Source organism: Paraburkholderia phymatum (genome assembly GCF_038900715.1).
GTDB classification, from domain to species: Bacteria; Pseudomonadota; Gammaproteobacteria; order Burkholderiales; family Burkholderiaceae; genus Paraburkholderia; species Paraburkholderia phymatum_A.
Genome location: NZ_JAYMRZ010000006.1, coordinates 326,419 through 347,854, shown reverse-complemented (window position 1 = coordinate 347,854; position 21,436 = coordinate 326,419). Strand labels below are relative to the sequence as shown.

The 21,436-nt window shown below is 62.8% G+C and carries 18 protein-coding genes; 12 read left to right on the top strand and 6 right to left on the bottom strand.

Annotated elements, in window-relative coordinates; all coding sequences use genetic code 11:
- Positions 1-504: 504 nt before the first annotated feature.
- Complete coding sequence (locus VSR68_RS14625) at positions 505-1,779, bottom strand: SGNH/GDSL hydrolase family protein (protein ID WP_342940521.1); 1,275 nt, start codon at positions 1,777-1,779, stop codon at positions 505-507.
- A 157-nt stretch (positions 1,780-1,936) separates the two neighbouring features.
- Here VSR68_RS14625 and paaA point away from each other — a divergent pair, with 157 nt between their 5' ends.
- The 8 genes from paaA to VSR68_RS14585 all read left to right on the top strand — a co-directional run bounded on the left by paaA (position 1,937) and on the right by VSR68_RS14585 (position 8,395).
- Entirely contained in the window at positions 1,937-2,935 is a 999-nt protein-coding gene (paaA, locus tag VSR68_RS14620) for a 1,2-phenylacetyl-CoA epoxidase subunit PaaA (RefSeq protein WP_342940520.1), read from the top strand.
- A gap of 39 nt (positions 2,936-2,974) precedes the next feature.
- Positions 2,975-3,259, top strand: coding sequence for a 1,2-phenylacetyl-CoA epoxidase subunit PaaB (paaB, locus tag VSR68_RS14615; protein ID WP_090871245.1), 285 nt, complete (start codon positions 2,975-2,977; stop codon positions 3,257-3,259).
- A gap of 9 nt (positions 3,260-3,268) precedes the next feature.
- Complete coding sequence (gene paaC, locus VSR68_RS14610; RefSeq protein ID WP_342940519.1) at positions 3,269-4,072, top strand: 1,2-phenylacetyl-CoA epoxidase subunit PaaC; 804 nt, start codon at positions 3,269-3,271, stop codon at positions 4,070-4,072.
- Positions 4,073-4,091: 19 nt separating this feature from the next.
- Positions 4,092-4,661 carry a 1,2-phenylacetyl-CoA epoxidase subunit PaaD gene (gene paaD / locus VSR68_RS14605; RefSeq protein ID WP_342940518.1) on the top strand — a complete coding sequence of 190 codons (570 nt, stop codon included), beginning with the start codon at positions 4,092-4,094 and terminating at the stop codon, positions 4,659-4,661.
- A gap of 1 nt (position 4,662) precedes the next feature.
- Positions 4,663-5,751 (top strand): 1,2-phenylacetyl-CoA epoxidase subunit PaaE, encoded by a 1,089-nt coding sequence (gene paaE, locus VSR68_RS14600; RefSeq protein WP_342940517.1) that lies wholly within the window; start codon positions 4,663-4,665, stop codon positions 5,749-5,751.
- A gap of 219 nt (positions 5,752-5,970) precedes the next feature.
- Positions 5,971-6,783, top strand: coding sequence for a DUF1835 domain-containing protein (locus tag VSR68_RS14595; RefSeq protein WP_342940516.1), 813 nt, complete (start codon positions 5,971-5,973; stop codon positions 6,781-6,783).
- 17 nt (positions 6,784-6,800) lie between these two features.
- Positions 6,801-7,427 (top strand): TetR/AcrR family transcriptional regulator, encoded by a 627-nt coding sequence (locus VSR68_RS14590; RefSeq protein ID WP_342940515.1) that lies wholly within the window; start codon positions 6,801-6,803, stop codon positions 7,425-7,427.
- Between the two features lie 302 nt (positions 7,428-7,729).
- Positions 7,730-8,395 (top strand): GNAT family protein, encoded by a 666-nt coding sequence (locus VSR68_RS14585; RefSeq protein ID WP_342940514.1) that lies wholly within the window; start codon positions 7,730-7,732, stop codon positions 8,393-8,395.
- A 92-nt stretch (positions 8,396-8,487) separates the two neighbouring features.
- Here VSR68_RS14585 and VSR68_RS14580 read toward each other — a convergent pair whose 3' ends face one another.
- The gene (locus VSR68_RS14580) at positions 8,488-9,003 is read right to left on the bottom strand and encodes an Lrp/AsnC family transcriptional regulator (RefSeq protein WP_342940513.1); all 516 of its coding nucleotides are present in this window, start codon (positions 9,001-9,003) and stop codon (positions 8,488-8,490) included.
- A gap of 154 nt (positions 9,004-9,157) precedes the next feature.
- Here VSR68_RS14580 and hppD point away from each other — a divergent pair, with 154 nt between their 5' ends.
- A complete protein-coding gene (gene hppD, locus VSR68_RS14575) occupies positions 9,158-10,255 on the top strand; it encodes a 4-hydroxyphenylpyruvate dioxygenase (RefSeq protein ID WP_342940512.1) in 1,098 nt (365 codons plus the stop codon).
- 160 nt (positions 10,256-10,415) lie between these two features.
- On the opposite strand, the gene VSR68_RS14570 is transcribed toward hppD, so the two are convergent.
- On the bottom strand, positions 10,416-10,601 hold the full coding sequence (locus VSR68_RS14570; protein WP_342940511.1) for a hypothetical protein: 186 nt from the start codon (positions 10,599-10,601) through the stop codon (positions 10,416-10,418).
- Between the two features lie 349 nt (positions 10,602-10,950).
- On the opposite strand from VSR68_RS14570, the gene VSR68_RS14565 reads away from it, so the two are divergent.
- On the top strand, positions 10,951-14,559 hold the full coding sequence (locus tag VSR68_RS14565; RefSeq protein ID WP_342940510.1) for an indolepyruvate ferredoxin oxidoreductase family protein: 3,609 nt from the start codon (positions 10,951-10,953) through the stop codon (positions 14,557-14,559).
- Between the two features lie 105 nt (positions 14,560-14,664).
- On the opposite strand, the gene VSR68_RS14560 is transcribed toward VSR68_RS14565, so the two are convergent.
- A complete protein-coding gene (locus VSR68_RS14560; RefSeq protein ID WP_342940509.1) occupies positions 14,665-16,950 on the bottom strand; it encodes an NADP-dependent malic enzyme in 2,286 nt (761 codons plus the stop codon).
- A 295-nt stretch (positions 16,951-17,245) separates the two neighbouring features.
- Positions 17,246-18,478, bottom strand: coding sequence for an MFS transporter (locus tag VSR68_RS14555; protein WP_342940508.1), 1,233 nt, complete (start codon positions 18,476-18,478; stop codon positions 17,246-17,248).
- A 395-nt stretch (positions 18,479-18,873) separates the two neighbouring features.
- Between VSR68_RS14555 and VSR68_RS14550 the strand changes: the two genes are divergently transcribed.
- On the top strand, positions 18,874-19,560 hold the full coding sequence (locus tag VSR68_RS14550) for an orotate phosphoribosyltransferase (protein WP_090871270.1): 687 nt from the start codon (positions 18,874-18,876) through the stop codon (positions 19,558-19,560).
- Between the two features lie 164 nt (positions 19,561-19,724).
- On the opposite strand, the gene VSR68_RS14545 is transcribed toward VSR68_RS14550, so the two are convergent.
- On the bottom strand, positions 19,725-20,426 hold the full coding sequence (locus tag VSR68_RS14545; protein WP_342940532.1) for a response regulator: 702 nt from the start codon (positions 20,424-20,426) through the stop codon (positions 19,725-19,727).
- 266 nt (positions 20,427-20,692) lie between these two features.
- On the opposite strand from VSR68_RS14545, the gene VSR68_RS14540 reads away from it, so the two are divergent.
- Positions 20,693-21,310: a YbhB/YbcL family Raf kinase inhibitor-like protein gene (locus VSR68_RS14540; protein ID WP_342940507.1), complete on the top strand. Its 618-nt coding sequence runs from the start codon at positions 20,693-20,695 to the stop codon at positions 21,308-21,310.
- Positions 21,311-21,436: the final 126 nt, after the last annotated feature.

The following is a 21,436-nucleotide window of genomic DNA, read 5'->3' as shown; positions in this document are numbered from 1 at the left end:
GCCGCCAGCGTTCAATCTGAGCCAGGATCAAACTCTTCAGTTCAAACCTGTTACTGTTTTCGGTTCTTGACGAACCGGTCGCTCACTCAAAATCACTGACAGATGGTTCGACCGGGTTTCTCAACCCCGTCAAACCTTCCTCAATTTCTTTCTGTGTGAGACTCGATTACTTTTGCCTTCGGCAGCTCATACGAACCACCGCGCGCCATCATCGAGCACCCACACCTGTCGGCTGTTAGTTTTTAAAGAACATCCGCAGGAGGCGCCTTGCCTTCACTGCGCTGCTGCATCAGCAGCAGAGAAACGAAATTATGAAGAACCTTCCGGTGTTCGTCAACAGGTTTTTTGCATCATCGCTTCAAACCCTGCCGGCTACACCACCGCGCCGTTTCTGCCGCGGCCCCCGCTGCGTCGCGCCACAAAGTGCGCGCCCCGTACGAAGGAGGCGAATCTTAGGCCATCCACGGGCCGATGACAAGTGCGTGACGGAAGTTTTTTAACGTTTCACTTTTGATGCGCGCCCAGCACCGTCGGCAGCGGAATCGCGGCGGCCATCGCTTCGTAACCCGCGTCGCTGGGGTGGATATGATCGCCACTGTCGAACGACCGCTGCAGACGCGTCGGCTCGGCCGGATTACGCAGCGCGGCATCGAAATCCACGACTCCGTCGAACGCCCTGCTCGTCCTTATCCACTGATTGACCGCCGAACGGATCGCCTCACGCTGCGGCGGCAAATCCGCCGGCGTCAGTGTGGCCCCAAAAATGCGCATGCCGCGCGCGCGTGCCGCCGCAATGACCTGCTTGTAGCCAGCAATCAGACTCTCCGATGTAACGGTCGTATGCGGAAAGTCGCAATCGAGTCCGGCGCGCGCCGGCATCGCGGCAAAGTTGATGTCGTTGATGCCGATCAGCAGGATCACGGTCTTCACGCCAGGCTGGGCCAGCACGTCGCGGCCAAAACGAGACGCAAGCGCGTCCCCGTAGCAAGGGGAGTCGCTCAGCAGCCGGTTTCCGCTGATCCCAAGATTGACGACCGCTGTCGTCGTGTCGCCGCTCTGAACCACCCGGCGCACAAACGCGTCCGGCCAGCGACGATTCTGATTCAGACTCGAGCGCATCCCATCCGTGATCGAGTCACCGATTGCCGCAACCGTCGCCGACGAAGGCGCCTCCACCTGTAACCCCGTCACCCATGCGAACTGGGTAAATCGCTGGCGATAAGCGTCAGCGGACGTATCGGCTGCGTGGTTGCCGGGCATCGACACATAGTTGACCTGATTCGAAACCCGATGCCACGCGACTATCCGCTGCTCGCGCCCCATATAGCTGCTGACGGCATACGGTACGCCGGCCGAGATGCCGATCCGCACGGGATCGCTATCGATCTCCCCGCCCGCAGGCACACTCACCGCATCTTTTCCGCCGAACGTCACCCGCGCGTCCGCGCCGCTTTGAATGGCCGCGCCAGCCCCGATACCCGAGCGCGCGATCCGCAGATCCTCGATCACGAGCGGCGCCTTTCCATACGCGTTGCTGATGTGGATGCGCGCGACGTCGCCCGACAGCGTCGGATAGACGATCTGCCGAACCGTGCGTCCCGCGACGTCGGGCGTGCGGTACAGCGCGGGCGGATTGGGCATTTGCGGGATCGGCTGGAGCGCCGTAGCCCAGACCGTGACCCATGGCGTCTGCGCGCCCGCCGCAAAAACGGGCGCCGATGCGAACACAAGCGAAGAAACAACGGCGCCGCAGAGACCGACGAGAGGACGAGTGATCATTTCGACTGATTGTTGAAAAGGAGATAACGACGCAAGCCGCCCATTGTGCCCGATTGCATAGTGCAAACCCCTACCGATTCATCCCAAAAATTGATTAACCGACCGGACGGTTGGTTTATACTGCCGAACACACACCACTAGGACGAGAGCGTTCGACATGTACACGCAATCCCTCGACATTCCTGGCAACGTCGCCCCGCTCGACGCGGCCAACGGCTCTTCCGAACAGGCGCGCTTCGACGAAGTGATGGCCGCCGACGGCAAGATCGAGCCGCAAGACTGGATGCCCGACGCGTACCGCAAGACGCTGATTCGCCAGATTTCGCAGCACGCGCATTCGGAAATCGTCGGCATGCTGCCGGAAGGCAACTGGATCACACGCGCGCCGAGCCTCAAGCGCAAGGCGATCCTGCTCGCGAAGGTGCAGGACGAAGGTGGCCACGGCCTCTATCTGTATAGCGCGGCCGAGACGCTCGGCGTGTCGCGCGACGAGATGATCGACGCGCTGCATTCGGGCAAGGCGAAATATTCGAGCATCTTCAATTACCCGACGCCGACGTGGGCGGACGTCGGCGTGATCGGCTGGCTGGTCGACGGCGCGGCGATCATGAACCAGATTCCGCTGTGCCGCTGCACATACGGCCCGTACGCGCGCGCCATGATCCGCATCTGCAAGGAAGAGTCGTTCCATCAACGCCAGGGCTTCGACGCGCTGCTCGCGATGATGAAAGGCACCGACGCCCAGCGCGAACTCGTCCAGCAGGCCGTCAACCGCTGGTGGTGGCCCGTGCTGATGATGTTCGGCCCGAGCGACAAGGATTCCGTCCACAGCAATCAGTCGGCGAAGTGGGGCATCAAGCGCATCACGAACGACGACCTGCGCCAGAAATTCGTCGACGCGACCGTCGAGCAGGCCAAGGTGCTGGGCGTCACGCTGCCCGATCCGCAACTGAAGTGGAGTGAGGAACGCGGCCACTACGACTACGGCGACATCGACTGGGAAGAATTCTGGCGCGTCGTCAACGGCGACGGCCCGTGCAACCGAGAACGCCTCGCCACGCGCGTGAAAGCGCATGACGACGGCGCCTGGGTCCGCGAAGCCGCCCTCGCCCACGCCGAAAAACAGCGCCAGCGCGCGCAGCAACACGCCGCCTGAACGGCGCCCCGAATCTGGAAGCACAGGAAGGAGATAGCGATGAACAAGGAATGGCCGATCTGGGAAGTCTTCGTGCGCAGCAAGCAGGGACTCGATCACAAACATTGCGGCAGCCTGCACGCGGCCGACGCCGCGATGGCGCTGCGCATGGCACGCGACGTCTATACGCGCCGCCAGGAAGGCGTGAGCATCTGGGTGGTGCCGTCGTCGGCGATCACGGCATCGGCGCCTGACGAAAAAGCCGAACTGTTCGAACCGGCCGGCGACAAGATCTATCGCCATCCGACGTTCTACCAGCTCCCCGACGAAGTCAATCACATGTAAGCGCGCGTCATGGATATCACGCCCCAACACCTCGCCTACGTGCTGCGCCTCGCCGATACGGCGCTGATCCTCGGTCAGCGCAATGCGGAATGGTGCGGCCACGGCCCGATTCTCGAAGAAGACATCGCGCTGTCGAACATGAGCCTCGATCTGATCGGTCAGGCGCGTCTGCTCTACACGCACGCCGCCGAACTGGAAAGGACGCTTACCGGCAAGGCCCGCACGGAAGACGACTTCGCGTTCTTCCGCGCCGAGCGCGAGTTCGCGAACTACACGCTCGCCGAGCTGCCGCACGTCGGCCCGCTCGCGGGCACGGCGCACGCGGACAAGGACTACGCGGTCACGACCGTGCGCAACTTCCTGTACTCGACGCTGATGCTGCACGTGTGGTCCGCGCTGACGGGTTCGTCGGATGCGCAACTGGCCGCGATCGCTGCGAAGTCGATCAAGGAAACGCAGTATCACGTGCATCACGCGCGCGAATGGCTCGTGCGTTTCGGCGACGGCACGGACGAATCGCATCGCCGCGCGCAGGACGCGCTCGACTATCTGATGCCGTACACGCGCGAATTCTTCAGCGCCGATGCGACGGAAGACGCGATCGCCGCTGCCGGCATCGGCCCGAAGACGGCCGAGCTGGAAGCACTGTGGCTCGAAGACGTACGCGCCGCGCTCGACGAAGCGACGCTCACGCTGCCGGAACCCGTCAAGCACATCACCACGGGCAAGCACGGCGAGCACTCGGAGCACATGGGCTTCCTGCTCGCGGAAATGCAAAGCCTCGCGCGCCAGCATCCTGGCGCAAGCTGGTAATCCAAAGGTGAGTGAGACGATGACTTCGACCGCCCAGACAGCAGCCGTTGCAACGGATCGCGCGCTCGACACGGCCTGGGCCGTGCTCGAAGCGGTGCCCGATCCGGAAATTCCCGTCGTGTCGATCCGCGAACTGGGCATTCTGCGCGACGTGCGCCGCGCCGCCGATGGCGCGCTCGAAGTCGTCATCACGCCGACTTACTCGGGCTGCCCGGCGATGTCGCAGATCGCGGAAGACATCGGCCATGCGCTCGACGCCGCCGGTCTCGCGCCGTATCGCGTGCAAACCGTGCTCGCGCCCGCGTGGACGACCGACTGGATCACGGACGACGCCCGCGAAAAACTGCGCGCCTACGGCATCGCGCCGCCGACGGGCAACTGCGGCAGCGCCGTGCCCAACGCCAATGCCGGCGCGGGCGCGCAACAGAAAGTGATCCGCTTCGTTCCGCGTTCGCTGCCCGCGCCCGCTTGCCCGCGCTGCGGCTCGAAGCACACCGAACGCCTCGCGCAATTCGGCTCGACGGCATGCAAGGCGCTGTATCGCTGCGTCGACTGCCGCGAACCCTTCGACTATTTCAAACCCTACTGATATGGCCACTCCGCAATTTCATCCGCTGCGCATCCGGGAAGTGCGGCCTGAAACCGCCGACGCGGTCTCCGTCGCCTTCGAAGTCCCCGTCGAACTGCGCGAGCAGTATCGCTTCACGCAGGGCCAGTTCGTCACGCTGAAAACGCACATCGACGGCGAAGAGACGCGCCGCTCGTACTCGATCTGCGTCGGCGTCACCGATTACGATCGCGACGGCGAGTTGCGCATCGGTATCAAGCGCGTGCGCGGCGGCCGCTTCTCGAACTTCGCGTTCGACACGCTGCAACCCGGCCACACCATCGACGTGATGACGCCCGACGGCCGTTTCTTCACGCACCTGAACGCCGACCACGGCAAGCAGTACGTCGCGTTCTCGGGCGGCTCGGGCATCACGCCCGTGCTCGCGATCATCAAGACGACGCTTGAGATCGAGCCGCGCAGCACATTCACGCTGATCTACGGCAACCGCAGCGTCGACCAGATCATGTTCGCCGAGGAGCTCGAAGATCTGAAGAACCGGTTCATGAGCCGCTTCGTGCTGTACCACGTGCTGTCCGATGACATCCAGGACGTCGATCTGTTCAACGGCGTGCTCGATCAGCAGAAGTGCTCGGCGTTTCTCGAAACACTGGTGCCGCCGGGCACGATCGACGAAGCGTTCATCTGCGGCCCCGCGCCGATGATGGACGCCGCCGAAGCCGCGCTGAAGGCTGCGGAAGTTCCACAGGAAAAGGTGCACGTCGAGCGTTTCGGGACGCCGCTGCCTCAGGCGGGCGTGCCCGCCGCCGAAATCACCGACGACACGCCGACAGCCGACCTCGAAATCGTCCTCGACGGCAAGAAGCGCAAGCTGCGTCTGCCGTATCAGGGCTTGAGCGTGCTCGACGTGGGCTTACGCGCCGGACTGGCGCTGCCGTATGCGTGCAAGGGCGGCGTCTGCTGCACCTGTCGCGCGAAGGTGCTGGAAGGCGAAGTGAAGATGGAGAAGAACTACACGCTGGAGGAACAGGAGATCCGCGACGGCTTCGTGCTCACCTGCCAGTGTCATCCCATCAGCGACAAGGTCGTGGTCAGCTACGACGAACGCTGACGGTCGCGTGAGGTGAGGCACGGCGCGCCGCGCGTCTGCCGTGCATGCGCCGCGTATGGTTGTGCGCGCCGGTCGCTTTCGGCACGTCCGCGATCCGCTTACACTAGGGGCCGCTCGCCATGGGAAAGTCCTTTCCTCGACGAGCGGCCTTTTCCGTTGTACGGGCGAAGCGCGCCTGAACTGCAATCGAGCGGTGATCGAACCGCCCCGTCAATCACAATGAGCACGATCCACATCACGAACGGCGACATTGCCGCCGACTCGCTGCGTCAAGCGCTCAGCCACGCGGGCCGCGCCGACGCCGTGCTCGCTTTGCGCGACGACCTGGCCGTCGGTCCGTTGCGCGGCATCGACGAAGCACCTCATCTGCGCGCCGACTTCTGGCGACGCGTCACCGGCGACGTCACACGCAACTTCGCAGCCGAGTTCGACGCGCAGGCGAGCGAACTGGAAGCGGTGGTCGGCGGGACGACGCACGTCGTCGTATGGCACGGCCAGAGCTGCGCCGATCAGCTGACGCTGCGCCGCGTATGTTTCCATCTGCGCGAGATGCCGCAGCGGCTGAACGAAGCGCGTGTCTGCATCGACGATCTGACAGGCGACAGCGCCGCGCAACGCCGCGCCGATCGGGCGACGTCCGTCGGCATGTTCGCTCCGGCCGTGCTGCAACAGCGGCTCGCCACGGCCGCACCGATTTCGGTACTGCGCATCGGGCGTCTCGCGCTCGAATGGCAGGAGGTGAAGCAGGCCAACGCGGAACTGCGCCGCTGGCACGACAACACGTTTTCGAGCGGCACGTTCGCCGAACTGGACGAGTCGATCCTCGAACACGCCGCTGATGGCTGGCAATCCGCCGGGCGCGTCGCCGCTGCCGTGATGACGTCAAACAACGGCTTGCTGGTCAGCGACGTCATCGTGCTCTGGCGTCTGCGAGAGCTTGTCGCTGACGGCCAGTTGCAGCTACGCGGCGATCCGAACGCCTGGCAATCACTCGAAATGAATGTCGCGCGCGACACCTTTTCTCCTGTTTGAGACAAACCAGAACAATCATGGCCCGTACACGAGCCCCAGATCACGAGAGCCAGCGCGACCAGATCCTCGAACTGGCCGCCGCGAAATTCGCCCAAACGAGCTATCCGAGCACGTCGATGGCCGACCTCGCTGCGGCGAGCGGCACATCGAAAGCGCGCCTCTACCACTACTACGAGAGCAAGGAAGCGATTCTCTTCGACCTGCTCGACCGCTACACGAAGCGGCTGATGCTGATCATTGCCGAGGTCGAGGGCGCGAGCCAGCGGCGCGGACTCACCGAACGCGATGCGTTCGCCGAACTGATCCGCGCCTTCCTCTCCGAGTACGAGACGTCACACAGCCGGCACGTCGCGCTGCTGAACGACGTCAAATATCTGGTCGAATCGCAGCGCGAAATCATCCTGAACCGCCAGCGAGACGTGGTCGCCGCGTTCGCGCGGCAGCTCGCGCGCGCCTATCCCGAACGCGTCAGCCGTGAAAATCAGACCGCGCTCACGATGATGGTCTTCGGGATGATCAACTGGACTTTCACCTGGCTGAAGCCGGGCGGCCGGATGGGCTACCGGGAGTTCGCCGAGCAGGTCGTCGAGATGGTGGATCACGGGCTGCTCGCATCAAAGGCCACCGGCGCGGATCGCAACTGACACGCGATCGTTGCGTTCACGAAGACGGCGGCATCGGTACTTCCGATGCGCACGCCCTCGCTGATGACAAAACGATGTCGCGACGCAGCAATATGCGTGCCTTCGTTGCGGCAAGGCGACGCAGCACTGCCGCACGTTAATTCTATAATTTCACCTTACAAATCAATAAATTAAACAAATTGCGGCCGTGATTTTAGATTGCACGCTCGACTCTATTCGGGGTTTTCCCTAGGTCGCCTCCGGGTTTTCCATTAGAATGCTTATTGCGGCGCGTCATGCGCCTAGCTAAAGGAGAACCCACCATGAATAAGCAAACTGTCCGCGCCACCGAGCCGATCGTCGTCGATCGCTTGATGACCGTCGCCGGCCGCGCGCCTGTTCTGGTCCGGGAACTCGGCGAGAAAGACCGCAAGCGCCTGCTCGCCCACTTCCTCGAACTGGGCGCAGAAGATCGTCTGCTGCGCTTCGGCCAGATCACGCCGGACCACGTGATCGAGAACTATGTCCGCACGCTGGATTTCAGCCGCGACACTGTATTCGGCGTGTTCGACTGCCATCTGCGTCTGGTCGGCGTCGGCCATCTGGCCTATCTGCCCGCCGAGGGCAATACGCGCACCGCTGAATTCGGCGTGTCGGTGTCGGAAAGCGTGCGCGGTCAAGGCATCGGCACGAAGCTGTTCGAGCGCGCCGCCATCCGCAGCCGCAACACGCGCGTGACGACGCTGTACATCCACTGCCTGTCGCGCAACACGACGATGATGCACATCGCCAAGAAAGCCGGCATGAAGATCGAATACGCATACGGCGAAGCGGATGCATATCTGACGCTCGCGCCCGCCGATCAGAACAGCATCATCGCGGAAATGCTGCAGGAACAGGCCGCCGTCTTTGACTACGTGCTCAAGCGCCAGGCGCGCAGCACGTCGAAGCTCCTCGAATCGTTCATTCCGACCGCGATCGCCGCGTAAGCATCGCGCACAAGGAAATCCCAAAGGGCGGCTCTTCAACGAGCCGCCTTTTTTGTTTGCGCGTGCCTGCACATGCGTGCGCGCGCCGCCCCTCACAGCGGCAGCGCGGTGGTCTCCTTGAACTTCTCGAGCGAGAAACTCGACTTCACGTCGATCACCGACGGATGCCGCAGCAACTGCTCCTGCACGAATCGCGAGAAATGCGCCATGTCGCGCACCTGTACGCGCAGCAGATAGTCCATGTCGCCCGTCATCGCATGGCAGGCGACCACTTCCGGCCAGCCCTGCACGGCCGCCCGGAACAGTTCCGAATGCGTCGCGCCCGCGCGCCCCGGCGTACCGTCGGCGCGCGCGCTGAGCACGGGACCGCCGCGCTTTTCCAGCCGCACGTTGACGTAGGCCAGCAGATCCAGCCCCAGCATCTGCGGATCCAGAAGCGCAACATATCCACGAATCACGCCGGTTTCCTCCAGCCGCCGAATGCGGCGCAGACACGGACTCGGCGACAGATTCACCCGATCCGCGATCTCCTGATTCGACAGCCGCCCATTCTCCTGAAGAATCGCGAGAATCCGCCGGTCGATTGCATCTATCTCAATTTGAGCCATGTTCTGCCATCCAAAGCCGGCGAAGCGCCAGAAAGTAGCGTCAGCGTAGTGACCGGCGCTTAATTTCGCAAGTATTCTTCCAGCACGGGCAACTACACTGTTCTTCATCGAATCGCGCGACGCGCATCGGAAATCCGCATTTGAGGAGACAGATATGCAGGTTCCTACCTGGGAAAATCCCGTCGGCACCGACGGTTTCGAATTCATCGAGTACACCGCGCCCGACCCCGTCGCGCTCGGCAAGCTGTTCGAGCGCATGGGCTTCACGGCGATCGCGAAGCATCGTCACAAGGACGTGACGCTGTATCGCCAGGGCGACATCAACTTCATCGTCAACGCGGAGCCGGATTCGTTCGCGCAGCGCTTTGCGCGTCTGCATGGTCCGTCGATCTGCGCAATCGCGTTCCGCGTGCAGGATGCCGCGAAGGCGTACAAGCGCGCACTCGAACTGGGCGCATGGGGCTTCGACAACAAGACGGGCCCGATGGAACTGAACATTCCCGCGATCAAGGGCATCGGCGATTCGCTGATCTATTTCGTCGACCGCTGGCGCGGCAAGAACGGCGCGGCGCCACACAGCATCGGCGACATCAGCATCTATGACGTCGACTTCGAGCCGATTCCGGGTGCCGATCCGAACGCGACCGGCCACGGCCTCACCTATATCGATCACCTGACGCACAACGTTCATCGCGGACGCATGCAGGAGTGGGCCGAGTTCTACGAGCGCCTGTTCAACTTCCGCGAAGTGCGCTACTTCGACATCGAAGGCAAGGTGACGGGCGTGAAGTCGAAGGCGATGACGTCGCCGTGCGGCAAGATCCGCATTCCGATCAACGAGGAAGGCTCGGAAACGGCTGGCCAGATCCAGGAATATCTCGACGCGTACCACGGAGAAGGCATTCAGCACATCGCGCTCGGCACGAACAATATTTACAGAACGGTGGACGGCCTGCGCGCTTCGAACATCTCGCTGCTCGATACCATCGACACGTACTATGAACTCGTCGACCGTCGCGTGCCGAACCACGGCGAGCCGCTGGACGAACTGCGCAAGCGCAAGATCCTGATCGACGGCGCGCACGACGACCTGCTGCTGCAAATCTTCACCGAGAACCAGATCGGACCGATCTTCTTCGAGATCATCCAGCGCAAGGGCAACCAGGGCTTCGGCGAGGGTAACTTCAAGGCGCTGTTCGAATCGATCGAACTGGATCAGATTCGTCGCGGTGTCGTGCAGGACAAGGCGTAACGCACACTCTGGCGGCTAACGCCGGGCAAAGAAAAAGGCGAGGAATCATACGATCCTCGCCTTTTTTATTTTGGGATTTAAGAGCCGGCGCCCCTCGGTCCGCCGACTCTCGCTGTTCGTTCAGACGCGGGCGGCCTGGTTGGCCGCTCGCCGTCGCGCGTCAGCCACGCTGCTCCGTGTCGTCGGATGAGCGTTGCCGGTTCACGGCGACCGTTACCGCCGCGACGGGCGTCGTGCGCGTGACGGCATTCATAAGCGAGTTGGCGCTGCTCGAATGCACGGGCGCGCTCATCGCGAAGAATGCTGCCGAGACCATCAGGAAGGTCTGGATGTGTTTCGTGTTCATGCGTACTCCTTTTTTCGACTCCTGCACAGCGAAGCTCCGCAGCATGCGGAACGTTGCGATTCGTGCAGGTGGGGAGTTTAGACCGGCATTTCAAGTCGCGTTCGCACCGTTTCAAGCTTTTACACGCTGTAACACCGGCACACCAAAAAGATTCCGCCACGTCATAACTGCGACATTTTCCTGCGTGCGCCATCCCGCATCGCGGTGTTTTCAACGATAAGCGGCGGGTTTTTACCAGTGCTACCATCGCAAAAAAGCCGTCAATATGGCGACCCCGGCCGGAGCATTCACAAGATGCCGAGGCCCTGAAGGTTTTGGCGATCCCAACCTGGGTGGAGGAGTACACATAATGAATGCCCCGCTAGACGCTGGTCAGCGAGCCTCGCTCGAAGCCGCGTTGACTTCCGTCACGCTCGACGACAAATACACGCTCGAACGCGGCCGCGCGTACATGAGCGGCATCCAGGCGCTGGTGCGTCTGCCGATGCTGCAACAGGAGCGCGACAAGGCCGTCGGGCTCAATACCGCCGGCTTCATCTCGGGGTATCGCGGATCACCGCTCGGCGGCCTTGACCAGGCGCTGTGGAAGGCGAAGAAGCATCTCGCCGGACATCAAGTGGTCTTTCAGCCCGGCGTCAATGAAGACCTCGCCGCGACGGCCGTATGGGGCTCGCAGCAGGTCAATCTCTATCCCAGCGCCAAACACGACGGCGTGTTCTCGATGTGGTACGGCAAGGGCCCCGGCGTCGACCGCTCGGGCGACGTGTTCAAGCACGGCAACTCGGCCGGCTCGTCGCGTCACGGCGGCGTACTCGTGCTCGCCGGCGACGACCACGCGGCCAAATCGTCGACGCTCGCGCACCAGTCCGAACACCTGTTCAAGGCATGCGGCCTGCCCGTGCTGTTTCCGTCGAACGTGCAGGAGTATCTCGACTTCGGCCTGCACGGCTGGGCGATGAGCCGCTACTCCGGCCTGTGGGTCGCGATGAAGTGCGTCACCGACGTGGTCGAGTCGTCGGCTTCCGTCGATATCGATCCGCACCGCACGCAAATCATTCTGCCGACCGACTTCGAAATGCCCGAAGGCGGTCTCAACATTCGCTGGCCCGATCCGCCGCTCGTGCAGGAAGCACGTCTGCTCGACTACAAGTGGTACGCCGGGCTCGCCTACGTGCGCGCGAACAAGCTCGACCGGATCGAGATCGATTCGCCGCACGCCCGCTTTGGCATCATCACGGGCGGCAAGGCGTATCTCGACGTGCGTCAGGCGCTGACCGATCTCGGCCTCGACGACGAGACCTGCTCGCGCATCGGCATTCGCCTGTACAAGGTCGGCTGCGTGTGGCCGCTCGAAGCGCAAGGCGCGCAGGCGTTCGCGCGCGGACTGCAAGAGATTCTGGTGGTCGAAGAGAAACGCCAGATTCTCGAATATGCGATCAAGGAAGAGCTGTACAACTGGCCCGATGCGCAGCGTCCGCGCGTGTTCGGCAAGTTCGACGAGAAGGATGGCGCGGGCGGCGAATGGTCGGTGCCGATGGGCAACTGGCTGCTGCCCGCGCACTACGAACTGTCGCCCGCGCTGATCGCAAAGGCGATCGCGACGCGTCTCGACAAGTTCGATCTGCCGTCCGACGTCCGCGCGCGCATCGCGGCGCGCATCGCCGTGATCGAAGCGAAGGAAAAGGCGCTCGCGCGTCCGCGCGTCGAAGCCGAGCGCAAGCCGTGGTTCTGCTCCGGCTGTCCGCACAACACGTCGACGAACGTGCCCGAAGGCTCGCGCGCGATGGCGGGCATCGGCTGTCACTACATGACCGTGTGGATGGACCGCAGCACGAGCACGTTCAGCCAGATGGGCGGCGAAGGCGTCGCGTGGGTCGGCCAGGCGCCGTTCACGAACGACAAGCACGTGTTCGCCAATCTCGGCGACGGTACGTACTTCCACTCGGGCCTGCTCGCGATTCGCGCGGCGATCGCGTCGAAGGCCAACATCACGTACAAGATTCTGTATAACGATGCCGTCGCGATGACGGGCGGCCAGCCCGTCGACGGCACGCTGACCGTGCCGCAGATCACGCATCAGCTCGCGGCGGAAGGCGCGAAGAAGATCGTGATCGTCACCGACGAGCCCGAGAAGTACAGCGCGAATGTCGGCCTGGCTCCTGGCATCGCGATACATCATCGCGACCAGCTCGACGACGTGCAGCGCGAGCTGCGCGAGATCGAAGGCACGACGATCCTGATCTACGACCAGACCTGCGCGACCGAAAAGCGCCGCCGCCGCAAGCGCGGCGCATATCCCGATCCGGCGAAGCGCGTCGTGATCAACGAAGCCGTATGCGAAGGCTGCGGCGATTGCTCGGTGCAGTCGAACTGCCTGTCGGTCGAACCGCTCGAAACCGAGTACGGCACGAAGCGGCAGATCAACCAGTCGACCTGCAACAAGGACTTCTCGTGCCTGAAGGGCTTTTGCCCGAGCTTCGTGACCGTCGAAGGCGGACAGTTGCGCAAGCCGAAGGCGTCGGGCGCCTCAGGTGCATCGGGCGACACGATGCCGCCCGTGCCCGATCCGGAGATTCCCGCGATCGGCAAGCCGTACGGCGTGCTGGTGACGGGCGTCGGCGGCACGGGTGTCGTGACGATCGGCGCACTGCTCGGCATGGCTGCGCACCTCGAAAGCAAGGGCGTGACGGTGCTAGACGTGACGGGTCTCGCGCAGAAAGGCGGCGCCGTGATGAGCCACGTGCAGATCGCGAACCAGCCGGCCGACATCCACGCGACGCGCATCGCGATGGGCGAAGCGAATCTGGTGATCGGTTGCGATTCGATCGTGACGGCGGGCGACGAATGCGTGTCGCGGATGCAGAACGGCCGCACGCACGTTGTGCTGAACAGCGCGCCGACGCCGACGGCCGAGTTCATCAAGAACCCGAACTGGCGCTTCCCTGGCGCGAGCGCCGACACGGACGTGCGCGCGGCTGCCGGCGACGAGAACGTCGCGGCTGTCGATGCGAACCACTTCGCGGTCGCGCTGCTCGGCGACGCGATCTACACGAATCCGTTCGTGCTCGGCTACGCATGGCAGAAGGGCTGGCTGCCGCTCACGCACGAGTCGCTGATTCGCGCGATCGAGCTGAACGCGGTGCAGGTCGAGAAGAACCGCGCGGCATTCGAATGGGGCCGCCGCGCGGCGCACGATCTCGACGCCGTGCGTAAGCTCGCGCGCCCGCAGAGCCGCACCGACGACGACACGTCGAATGCCGCGAAGATCATTTCGCTGCATACGCCGAAGGCGCTCGATACGCTGATCGACAAGCGCGCGCAGTATCTGGCCGCTTATCAAAACGACGCGTACGCGGCGCGTTATCGCAAGCTCGTCGACGAAGTGCGGGCCGCCGAAACGAAGCTCGAAGCCGCCGACGGCCAGATGCCGTTGACGGAAGCCGTCGCGAAGAATCTGCACAAGCTGATGGCGTACAAGGACGAATACGAAGTGGCGCGTCTGTATTCGGACCCGGCGTTCGTCGAAAAGCTGAAGGCGAATTTCGAGGGCGACTGGAAGCTGAGATTCCATCTGGCGCCGCCGTCGACGGCGAAGAAGGACGCGCACGGCCATCTGGTGAAGAAGCAGTACGGCCCGTGGATGCTCAACGCAATGCACGTGCTCGCAAAGCTGAAGTTCCTGCGCGGCTCGGCGCTCGACGTGTTCGGCAAGACGGAAGAACGCCGCACCGAACGTGCGTTGATCGTCGAGTATGAAACGCTGGTGCGTGAGCTGATCGGCGGATTGACGGCTGGCAAGCGCGCGCTGGCCGTCGAGCTTGCGAACCTGCCGGACGGCATTCGCGGCTACGGCCACGTGAAGGAAAACAATCTGAAGGGCGTGCGCGCGAAGTGGGCCTCGTTGCTCGCGAAGTGGCGCTCGCCGGCGGGCAGCGTCGAGCAGCAGAACGTCGCGTAACGCTGAAGTTTTCCGCGCGTGCCGGCAGCACAAGACCGGCAGCAATAAAAAGGGCACCTCGCGGTGCCCTTTGTTCATCAAGCCACACTCCGGCCGGAAAGCCGCTTAGTTCGCGGCTTGCCGCTCCGCATTGACGTTCGCCGAAGCGATCGCCGTCATGTTGATGATCCGGCGCACGGTCGCGGCCGGCGTCAGGATGTGCACCGGCTTCGACGCGCCGAGCAGGAACGGACCGACCGTCACGCCTTCGCCGCCGATCATCTTCAGCAGGTTGTACGTGATGTTCGCCGCTTCGACGTTCGGCATGATCAGCAGGTTCGCTTCGCCCGTGAGCGTGGTGCCCGGGAAAGCCGACTTGCGCACCGCTTCCGACAGCGCCGCGTCGCCGTGCATTTCGCCGTCCACTTCGAGATGCGGCGCGCGCTCGGCGATCAGCTTGCGCGCCGCCGACATGCGTGCCGACGTCGCCGACGGTACGCTGCCGAAGTTCGAATTCGACAGCAGCGCGACCTTCGGCACGATGCCGAACTTCTCGATTTCGCGCGCGGCGAGAATCGTCATGTCGGCGAGTTGTTCGGCCGTCGGCACTTCGTTCACGTAGGTGTCGCTGATGAAGAGGTTGCGGCCCGGCAGCATCAGCAGATTCATCGCGGCGAAGTTGTCGACGTGCTCGGCCTTGCCCAGCACCTGCTCGACGTATTTCAGATGCTCGTGATACGTGTCGATCAGGCCGCAGATCATGCCGTCCGCGTCGCCGATATGCACGAGAATCGCGCCAATCAGCGTATTGAACTTGCGCATCGCGGCCTTCGCGACTTCCGGCGTGATGCCCGAGCGCGCGCCGATCTCGTGATAAGCCTGCCAGCTCTGCTGATAACGCGGATCGTCTTCAGGATTGACGATCTCGAAATCCTGACCGCACTTGAGCTTCGAGCCGATCTTCTTCAGACGCATCTCAATGACGCCCGGCCGACCGACCAGAATCGGCTTCGCGATCTTTTCGAGCAGCACGAATTGCGCGGCACGCAGCACGCGCTCGTCTTCGCCTTCGGCGAACACGATGCGCGCCGGCTGCGCCTTCGCGGCAGCGAAAACGGGGCGCATCACCATGCCCGAGCGGTAGACCGTCGCGCCCAGTTGCTCGCGATAGGCGTCCATGTCCTGGATCGGACGCGTGGCGACGCCCGAATCCATCGCGGCCTGCGCGACGGCGGGCGCGATCTTGATGATCAGACGCGGATCGAAAGGCTTCGGAATCAGGTAGTCGGGACCGAATTCCAGCGAATGGCCTTCGTAGGCCTTCGCGACTTCATCGCCCTGATCGGTTTCTTCCGCCAGTTCGGCGATCGCGCGCACGCACGCGAGCTTCATTTCTTCCGTGATCGTCGTCGCGCCGACGTCCAGCGCGCCACGGAAGATGAACGGGAAACACAGAACGTTGTTGACCTGGTTCGGATAGTCCGAACGGCCCGTCGCGATGATGCAGTCCGGGCGCACCTTCTTCGCTTCTTCCGGGCGGATTTCCGGCTCCGGGTTCGCGAGCGCGAGGATCAGCGGCTGCGTGCCCATCTCCTTGACCATTTCCGGCTTCAGCACGCCGGCGCTCGAGCAGCCGAGGAACACATCGGCACCCTTGATCGCGTCGCCGAGCGTGCGCGCGTCGGTGTGCGCCGCGTAGCGTTCCTTCGACGGGTCCAGATTGCCGCGGCCTTCGTAGATCACGCCCTTCGAATCGACGACGAGCACGTTTTTCTTCGACAGACCAAGGTTCACGAGCAGATCCAGACACGCGATGGCCGCCGCGCCCGCGCCCGAGCACACGAGCTTGACTTCCTCGAGCTTCTTGCCGACCACCTTGAGGCCGTTGAGAATCGCCGCCGATGCGATGATCGCCGTGCCGTGCTGGTCGTCGTGGAAAACGGGAATCTTCATGCGCTCGCGCAGCTTCTTCTCGATGTAGAAGCATTCGGGCGCCTTGATGTCTTCGAGGTTGATGCCGCCGAGCGTCGGCTCCAGCATCGCGATCGCTTCGACGAGCTTGTCGGGATCGGATTCGCTCAGCTCGATATCGAACACGTCGATGCCGGCGAACTTCTTGAACAGACACCCCTTGCCTTCCATCACCGGTTTCGCCGCGAGCGGTCCGATGTTGCCAAGGCCCAGCACGGCCGTGCCGTTTGTGACCACGCCGACGAGGTTGCCACGCGACGTGTACTTCTGCGCGTCGAGCGGCTCGTCATGGATGGCCATGCACGCGGCTGCGACGCCCGGCGAATACGCGAGCGACAGATCCAGCTGGTTCGAAAGCGGCTTGGTCGGCGTGACCGAAATCTTGCCGGGCTTCGGATTCTGGTGATACGCGAGAGCGCTTTGCTTCAGTTGTTCGTCCATTTTCTAACCTGCGAGACGTTAATAATTGGGCCCGGCTCGATACATCGCTACGTCACGTGCCGCGCTGGCCATTGCCGGGTCGATGCCCGGCAGCGGTGTTTCTCGCGTGCGCCCGTTGGGGACTGCGTCAAACTCCAGCGGAAAGCAAGCAGCGCTGAGCTTTTGCGGGTCGATTAGTGTACACCCCGGATGAGTCAGTTCGGGCCAGGTTTTGTACCGGACGGATAAGCGGGAGCCGCGCCAGCTCTTGCTGCAACGCGGCATGGAAGCACTGCCACCGTTCTCGCGGACGCCGTCATTCGAGCGCTGCGCCGCGGCGTTCGGGGATCAGAAAGAGCGTCGCGAGAATATCGAGCACGTAGATCGACGCGAGCGTGACGAGCGCCGCGCCGAACGAAAAGCGGGCAGCCAGCGCGCCGACCGCGACGGGGCCGAAGCCGCCCACCGCCCGGCCGATGTTGAACAGCACGTTTTGCGCAGTGGCGCGGGCGTCCGTCGGGTACAGCTCGGAAATCAACGCGCCGTAGCCGCCGATCATCCCGTTCACGAACACGCCCATCAGCGCGCCGCCTATCAGCAGCGCGGCGGGCGTGCTCAGGTGCGCGTAGACGAACACCATCACGACAGCGCCCGCCTGATAGAACAGAAACGCCGGCTTGCGGCCGAAGCGGTCGGCGGCGATGCCGAACAGCCAGATGCCGACGGCCATGCCGAGCACCGTGACCGCCGTCCATAAACCGGAGCGCGTCAGCGAGTAGCCGAATGTTTTCGACAGATAGGTCGGCAGCCAGATCATCAGGCCGTAGTAGCCGAAGTTCTGCACCGAGCAGAGAATCGCGACGCCCGCGCTCGCGCGTGTCGTGCTGGCATCGGCGACGAGCAGCTTCAAGGGCGCGTTGCGCATGCCGCGTGCGACCCGCTCGGTGAAGAGCGCCGGTTCCTCGACACTCCGCCGCACGAAAAATGACACCACTGCGGGCAGCAGACCGAGCGCGAACATGCCGCGCCAGCCGATCAGCGGCAGCAGCAGCGGCGTCAGCAACGCGGCGGCGAGCACGCCGAGTTGCCAGCCAAGCCCGACATACGACGACACGCGCGCCCGCTGCGCCGCCGGCCAGGCCTCGGCGACGAGCGTCATGCCGATGCCGAACTCTCCCCCCAAACCGACGCCCGCGATCGTCCGGTACGCGAGCAGATCGCCGTAGCCCTGCGCGAGCGCGCATAGGCCCGTAAAGATCGCGAAGATCAGGATCGTCCACGTGAGCATGCGCACGCGGCCGAAATAGTCACTCAAGACGCCGAAAATCAGGCCGCCCGCCACCGCGCCGATCAGCGTCCACGTGACAAGCGAGCCTGCTTGCGTCGACGTGAGGTGCAGATCGGCGGCGATCACAGGCAGCATGAAGCCGAGAATCAGCAGGTCGAAGCCGTCCATCGCATAGCCGAGCACCGACGCGATCAGCGCTCGCGCGGCATAGCCGGGGCGAGTATCTTGCGTGACGGCATTCGACGAAGAAGCGATGTTCATGTGCGGCGGTCCTTGCAGGCGTAGCTGGGTGCGAACGGAAAACGGCAAACGGCGAATGACCGATGACCGCGCGCGGCCATCGCTGAAAGTTGCAGTGGAAAATGTCGCGTGAGTGTAAAGGGTAAAGGCCGCGATCTGCCGTCACAATCTGGCCAAAAAGCATAGGCGAAGCGCCCGGACAGCCAGTGCAACGGCGATGCCGCGCGTCCGGGCGCCCTGGGACAAGTCCGAATCGGGTAAAATAACGGGCTACGCGCGCAGCAATCCTGTCAGTTTTTCAACTTTCCGGCGTGTTTCGCCCATCCGGGCGCCAGGTGCCACATCTGGTCACGCCACGCTTGCTGCGCCACCGGGCCGCGCGCCCGCCTCCCAGCTCACCACCCAAGGATTCGCCCATGACAGGCTTCGATCGCCAGACGATCTCCGACACGACCGCAAAAATGCTGCTGGAAGTCCAGGCAGTGCACTTCAACGCGGAAAAACCGTACATCTTCACCTCCGGCTGGGCGAGCCCGGTGTACATCGACTGCCGCAAGCTGATCTCGTACCCGCGCGTGCGCCGCGGTCTGATGGAGATGGCGGAAGCGACGATCTTGCGCGACGTCGGTTACGAGCAGATCGACGCCGTCGCGGGCGGTGAAACGGCGGGCATTCCGTTCGCCGCATGGCTGTCGGACCGCCTGATGGTGCCGATGCAGTACGTGCGCAAGAAGCCGAAGGGTTTCGGCCGTAATGCGCAGATCGAAGGTCTGTTGACGGAAGGTCAGCGCGTGCTGCTGGTGGAAGACCTGACCACCGACAGCCGCAGCAAGATCAACTTCATCAACGCGCTGCGCACGGCGGGCGCGCAGGTGAATCACTGCTTCGTGCTGTTCCACTACAACATCTTCAAGGAAAGCGTGTCCGTGCTGAAGGACATCGACGTCGATCTGCACGCGCTCGCCACGTGGTGGGACGTGCTGCGCGTCGCGAAGGAAAAGGGCTACTTCGATACGAAGACGCTCGACGAAGTCGAGAAATTCCTGCACGCGCCCGCAGAGTGGTCGGCGGCGCACGGCGGCGCGACGGCTGCTCCGCAGTAATTGTCCGCATCATGCGCCGGGCCGACGTCATCAGGGCCCGCGCGCAACCGGCGATGCCAACAAAAAGGCCGCCTGTCCGCAAGACAGGCGGCCTTTTCCTTTGGCACGCCAAATTCGTGTCGACCGGATTCAGAAACGCTCTTCCTCTGACGGCACGCCTAAGACTAATGCGCCGCAGCGCCTCCGTCGTCGGCCTCGCCCGGTGCATACGACGACAGATTCATCAAGCCGTTACTTTGCGCATATTGAAATAGTTCGGAATCTCGTTCGAGTCCGAGCTTGCGCATCGCCGTGTTCTTTTGAGTACTGATCGTCTTAATACTGCGATTCAGTTGCTCGGAAATTTCCTTGATGGTCATGCCCGAAACGAAGAGCCGCACCACTTCGAGTTCGCGCTTCGACAGGATCACTTCGTCGCTCTTGCCACCCGCGTTCATGCGCAGCGTGTCGAGCGACGCCTTCACCGACGGACTCATGTATTCGAGATGCCGGCTGACGTGCTGCACCGCAAGCCCGATGTGACTCAGATCGTCCGACTTGTTCACCACAGAAGTCACGCCAAGCTCATTTAGCCGCTTCAACAATGCGGCGTTTTCGAGCATCGTCAGGACAACAATAGGCAAGTCAGGAAAATTCCGACGCAAGTAACCGATCAATGGCAGGCCGTCGCCATAGTGCCCGCCGGGCATGGCGAGATCGGTGACGAGCACGTCGCACGGCGTCGTTTGTAACAACTTCACTAGCTCGGTGGATTGCTTCGCGCGCGCGACCACGCGAATACCCTGGAACTTGAGCAACGCCTGCTCGGCACCAAAGAGAATGACCGGATGGTCGTCGGCAACCACGACCCTGATGGGATCTTGCATGGCCCTCCCTTGTTCTGACAATCCACGCTCCGAAACTTCAGTCATGAAACTGTTTCTTAGTTCTAAATTTCTAGGACTTGTCTGCTTGCATGTGACCGCAGACGATTGCAGCGACTATAGCCGATTTCAGACCATACTGGCCGCTTACCAAGCACGAATGCTTTTATAAGATGTAATGTTAGACTCGATTTGTCGCTTGGGTATAAAAAAGGACAATAATCCTTCGTAAAGACAATTCTTTACGAGCCTGACAGGAGATTCGGCACATGCGCTTGCGTTGCCCGGTCGTTACGCCTGCTTCGTCCCGTTCGTTCCTGCCGTTTCTGTCTTTCGCGCCATCGCGGGTCGCGTCCGTCATCGCGTTCGCGTGCGCGGTTCACGCGTCCGCGGTCTTTGCCGACAATGCGTTCACCGTCACGAGCACCAGCTTTCGCGCGGGCGGCACGGTCAACAACGCACAGGTATTCGATCGCGACGACTGCAAGGGCAACAACCATTCGCCGCAACTCAGCTGGCATAACCCGCCCGACGGCACGCGCAGCTTCGCGATCACGATCTTCGATCCCGATGCGCCCGGACGCGGCTGGTGGCATTGGGCCGTCGTCGGCATCCCGGCGAATGTCGACCGGCTACCGGAAAATGCCAGCGCGTCCGGTTTTCTTAAGAAACTCGGCGCCGTGGAAGCGCGCAACGACTTCGACATCGACGGCTACGGCGGCCCCTGCCCGCCGCCCGGCAAGCCGCATCGCTACGTCATCACCGTCTATGCGCTGAGCGCGCCCAATCTCAGGCTCGCGCAGGGACGCCCTTCGGTGATGTTCGACCACGAGATCAGCACCGCGACGCTCGGCTACGCCCGCATGACCGTCATGTACGGCCGCTAGCCTTTTTCCAAGGCAGTCTCAAAAGCGATCAGGCGACGCCGTGTTTTCTCACGGTGTCTGAAAGAACCTGCTCGTGATGACAGAATGAACCTGCAACGTTCTGCCCTTGCCAGTCATTTCTTGAAA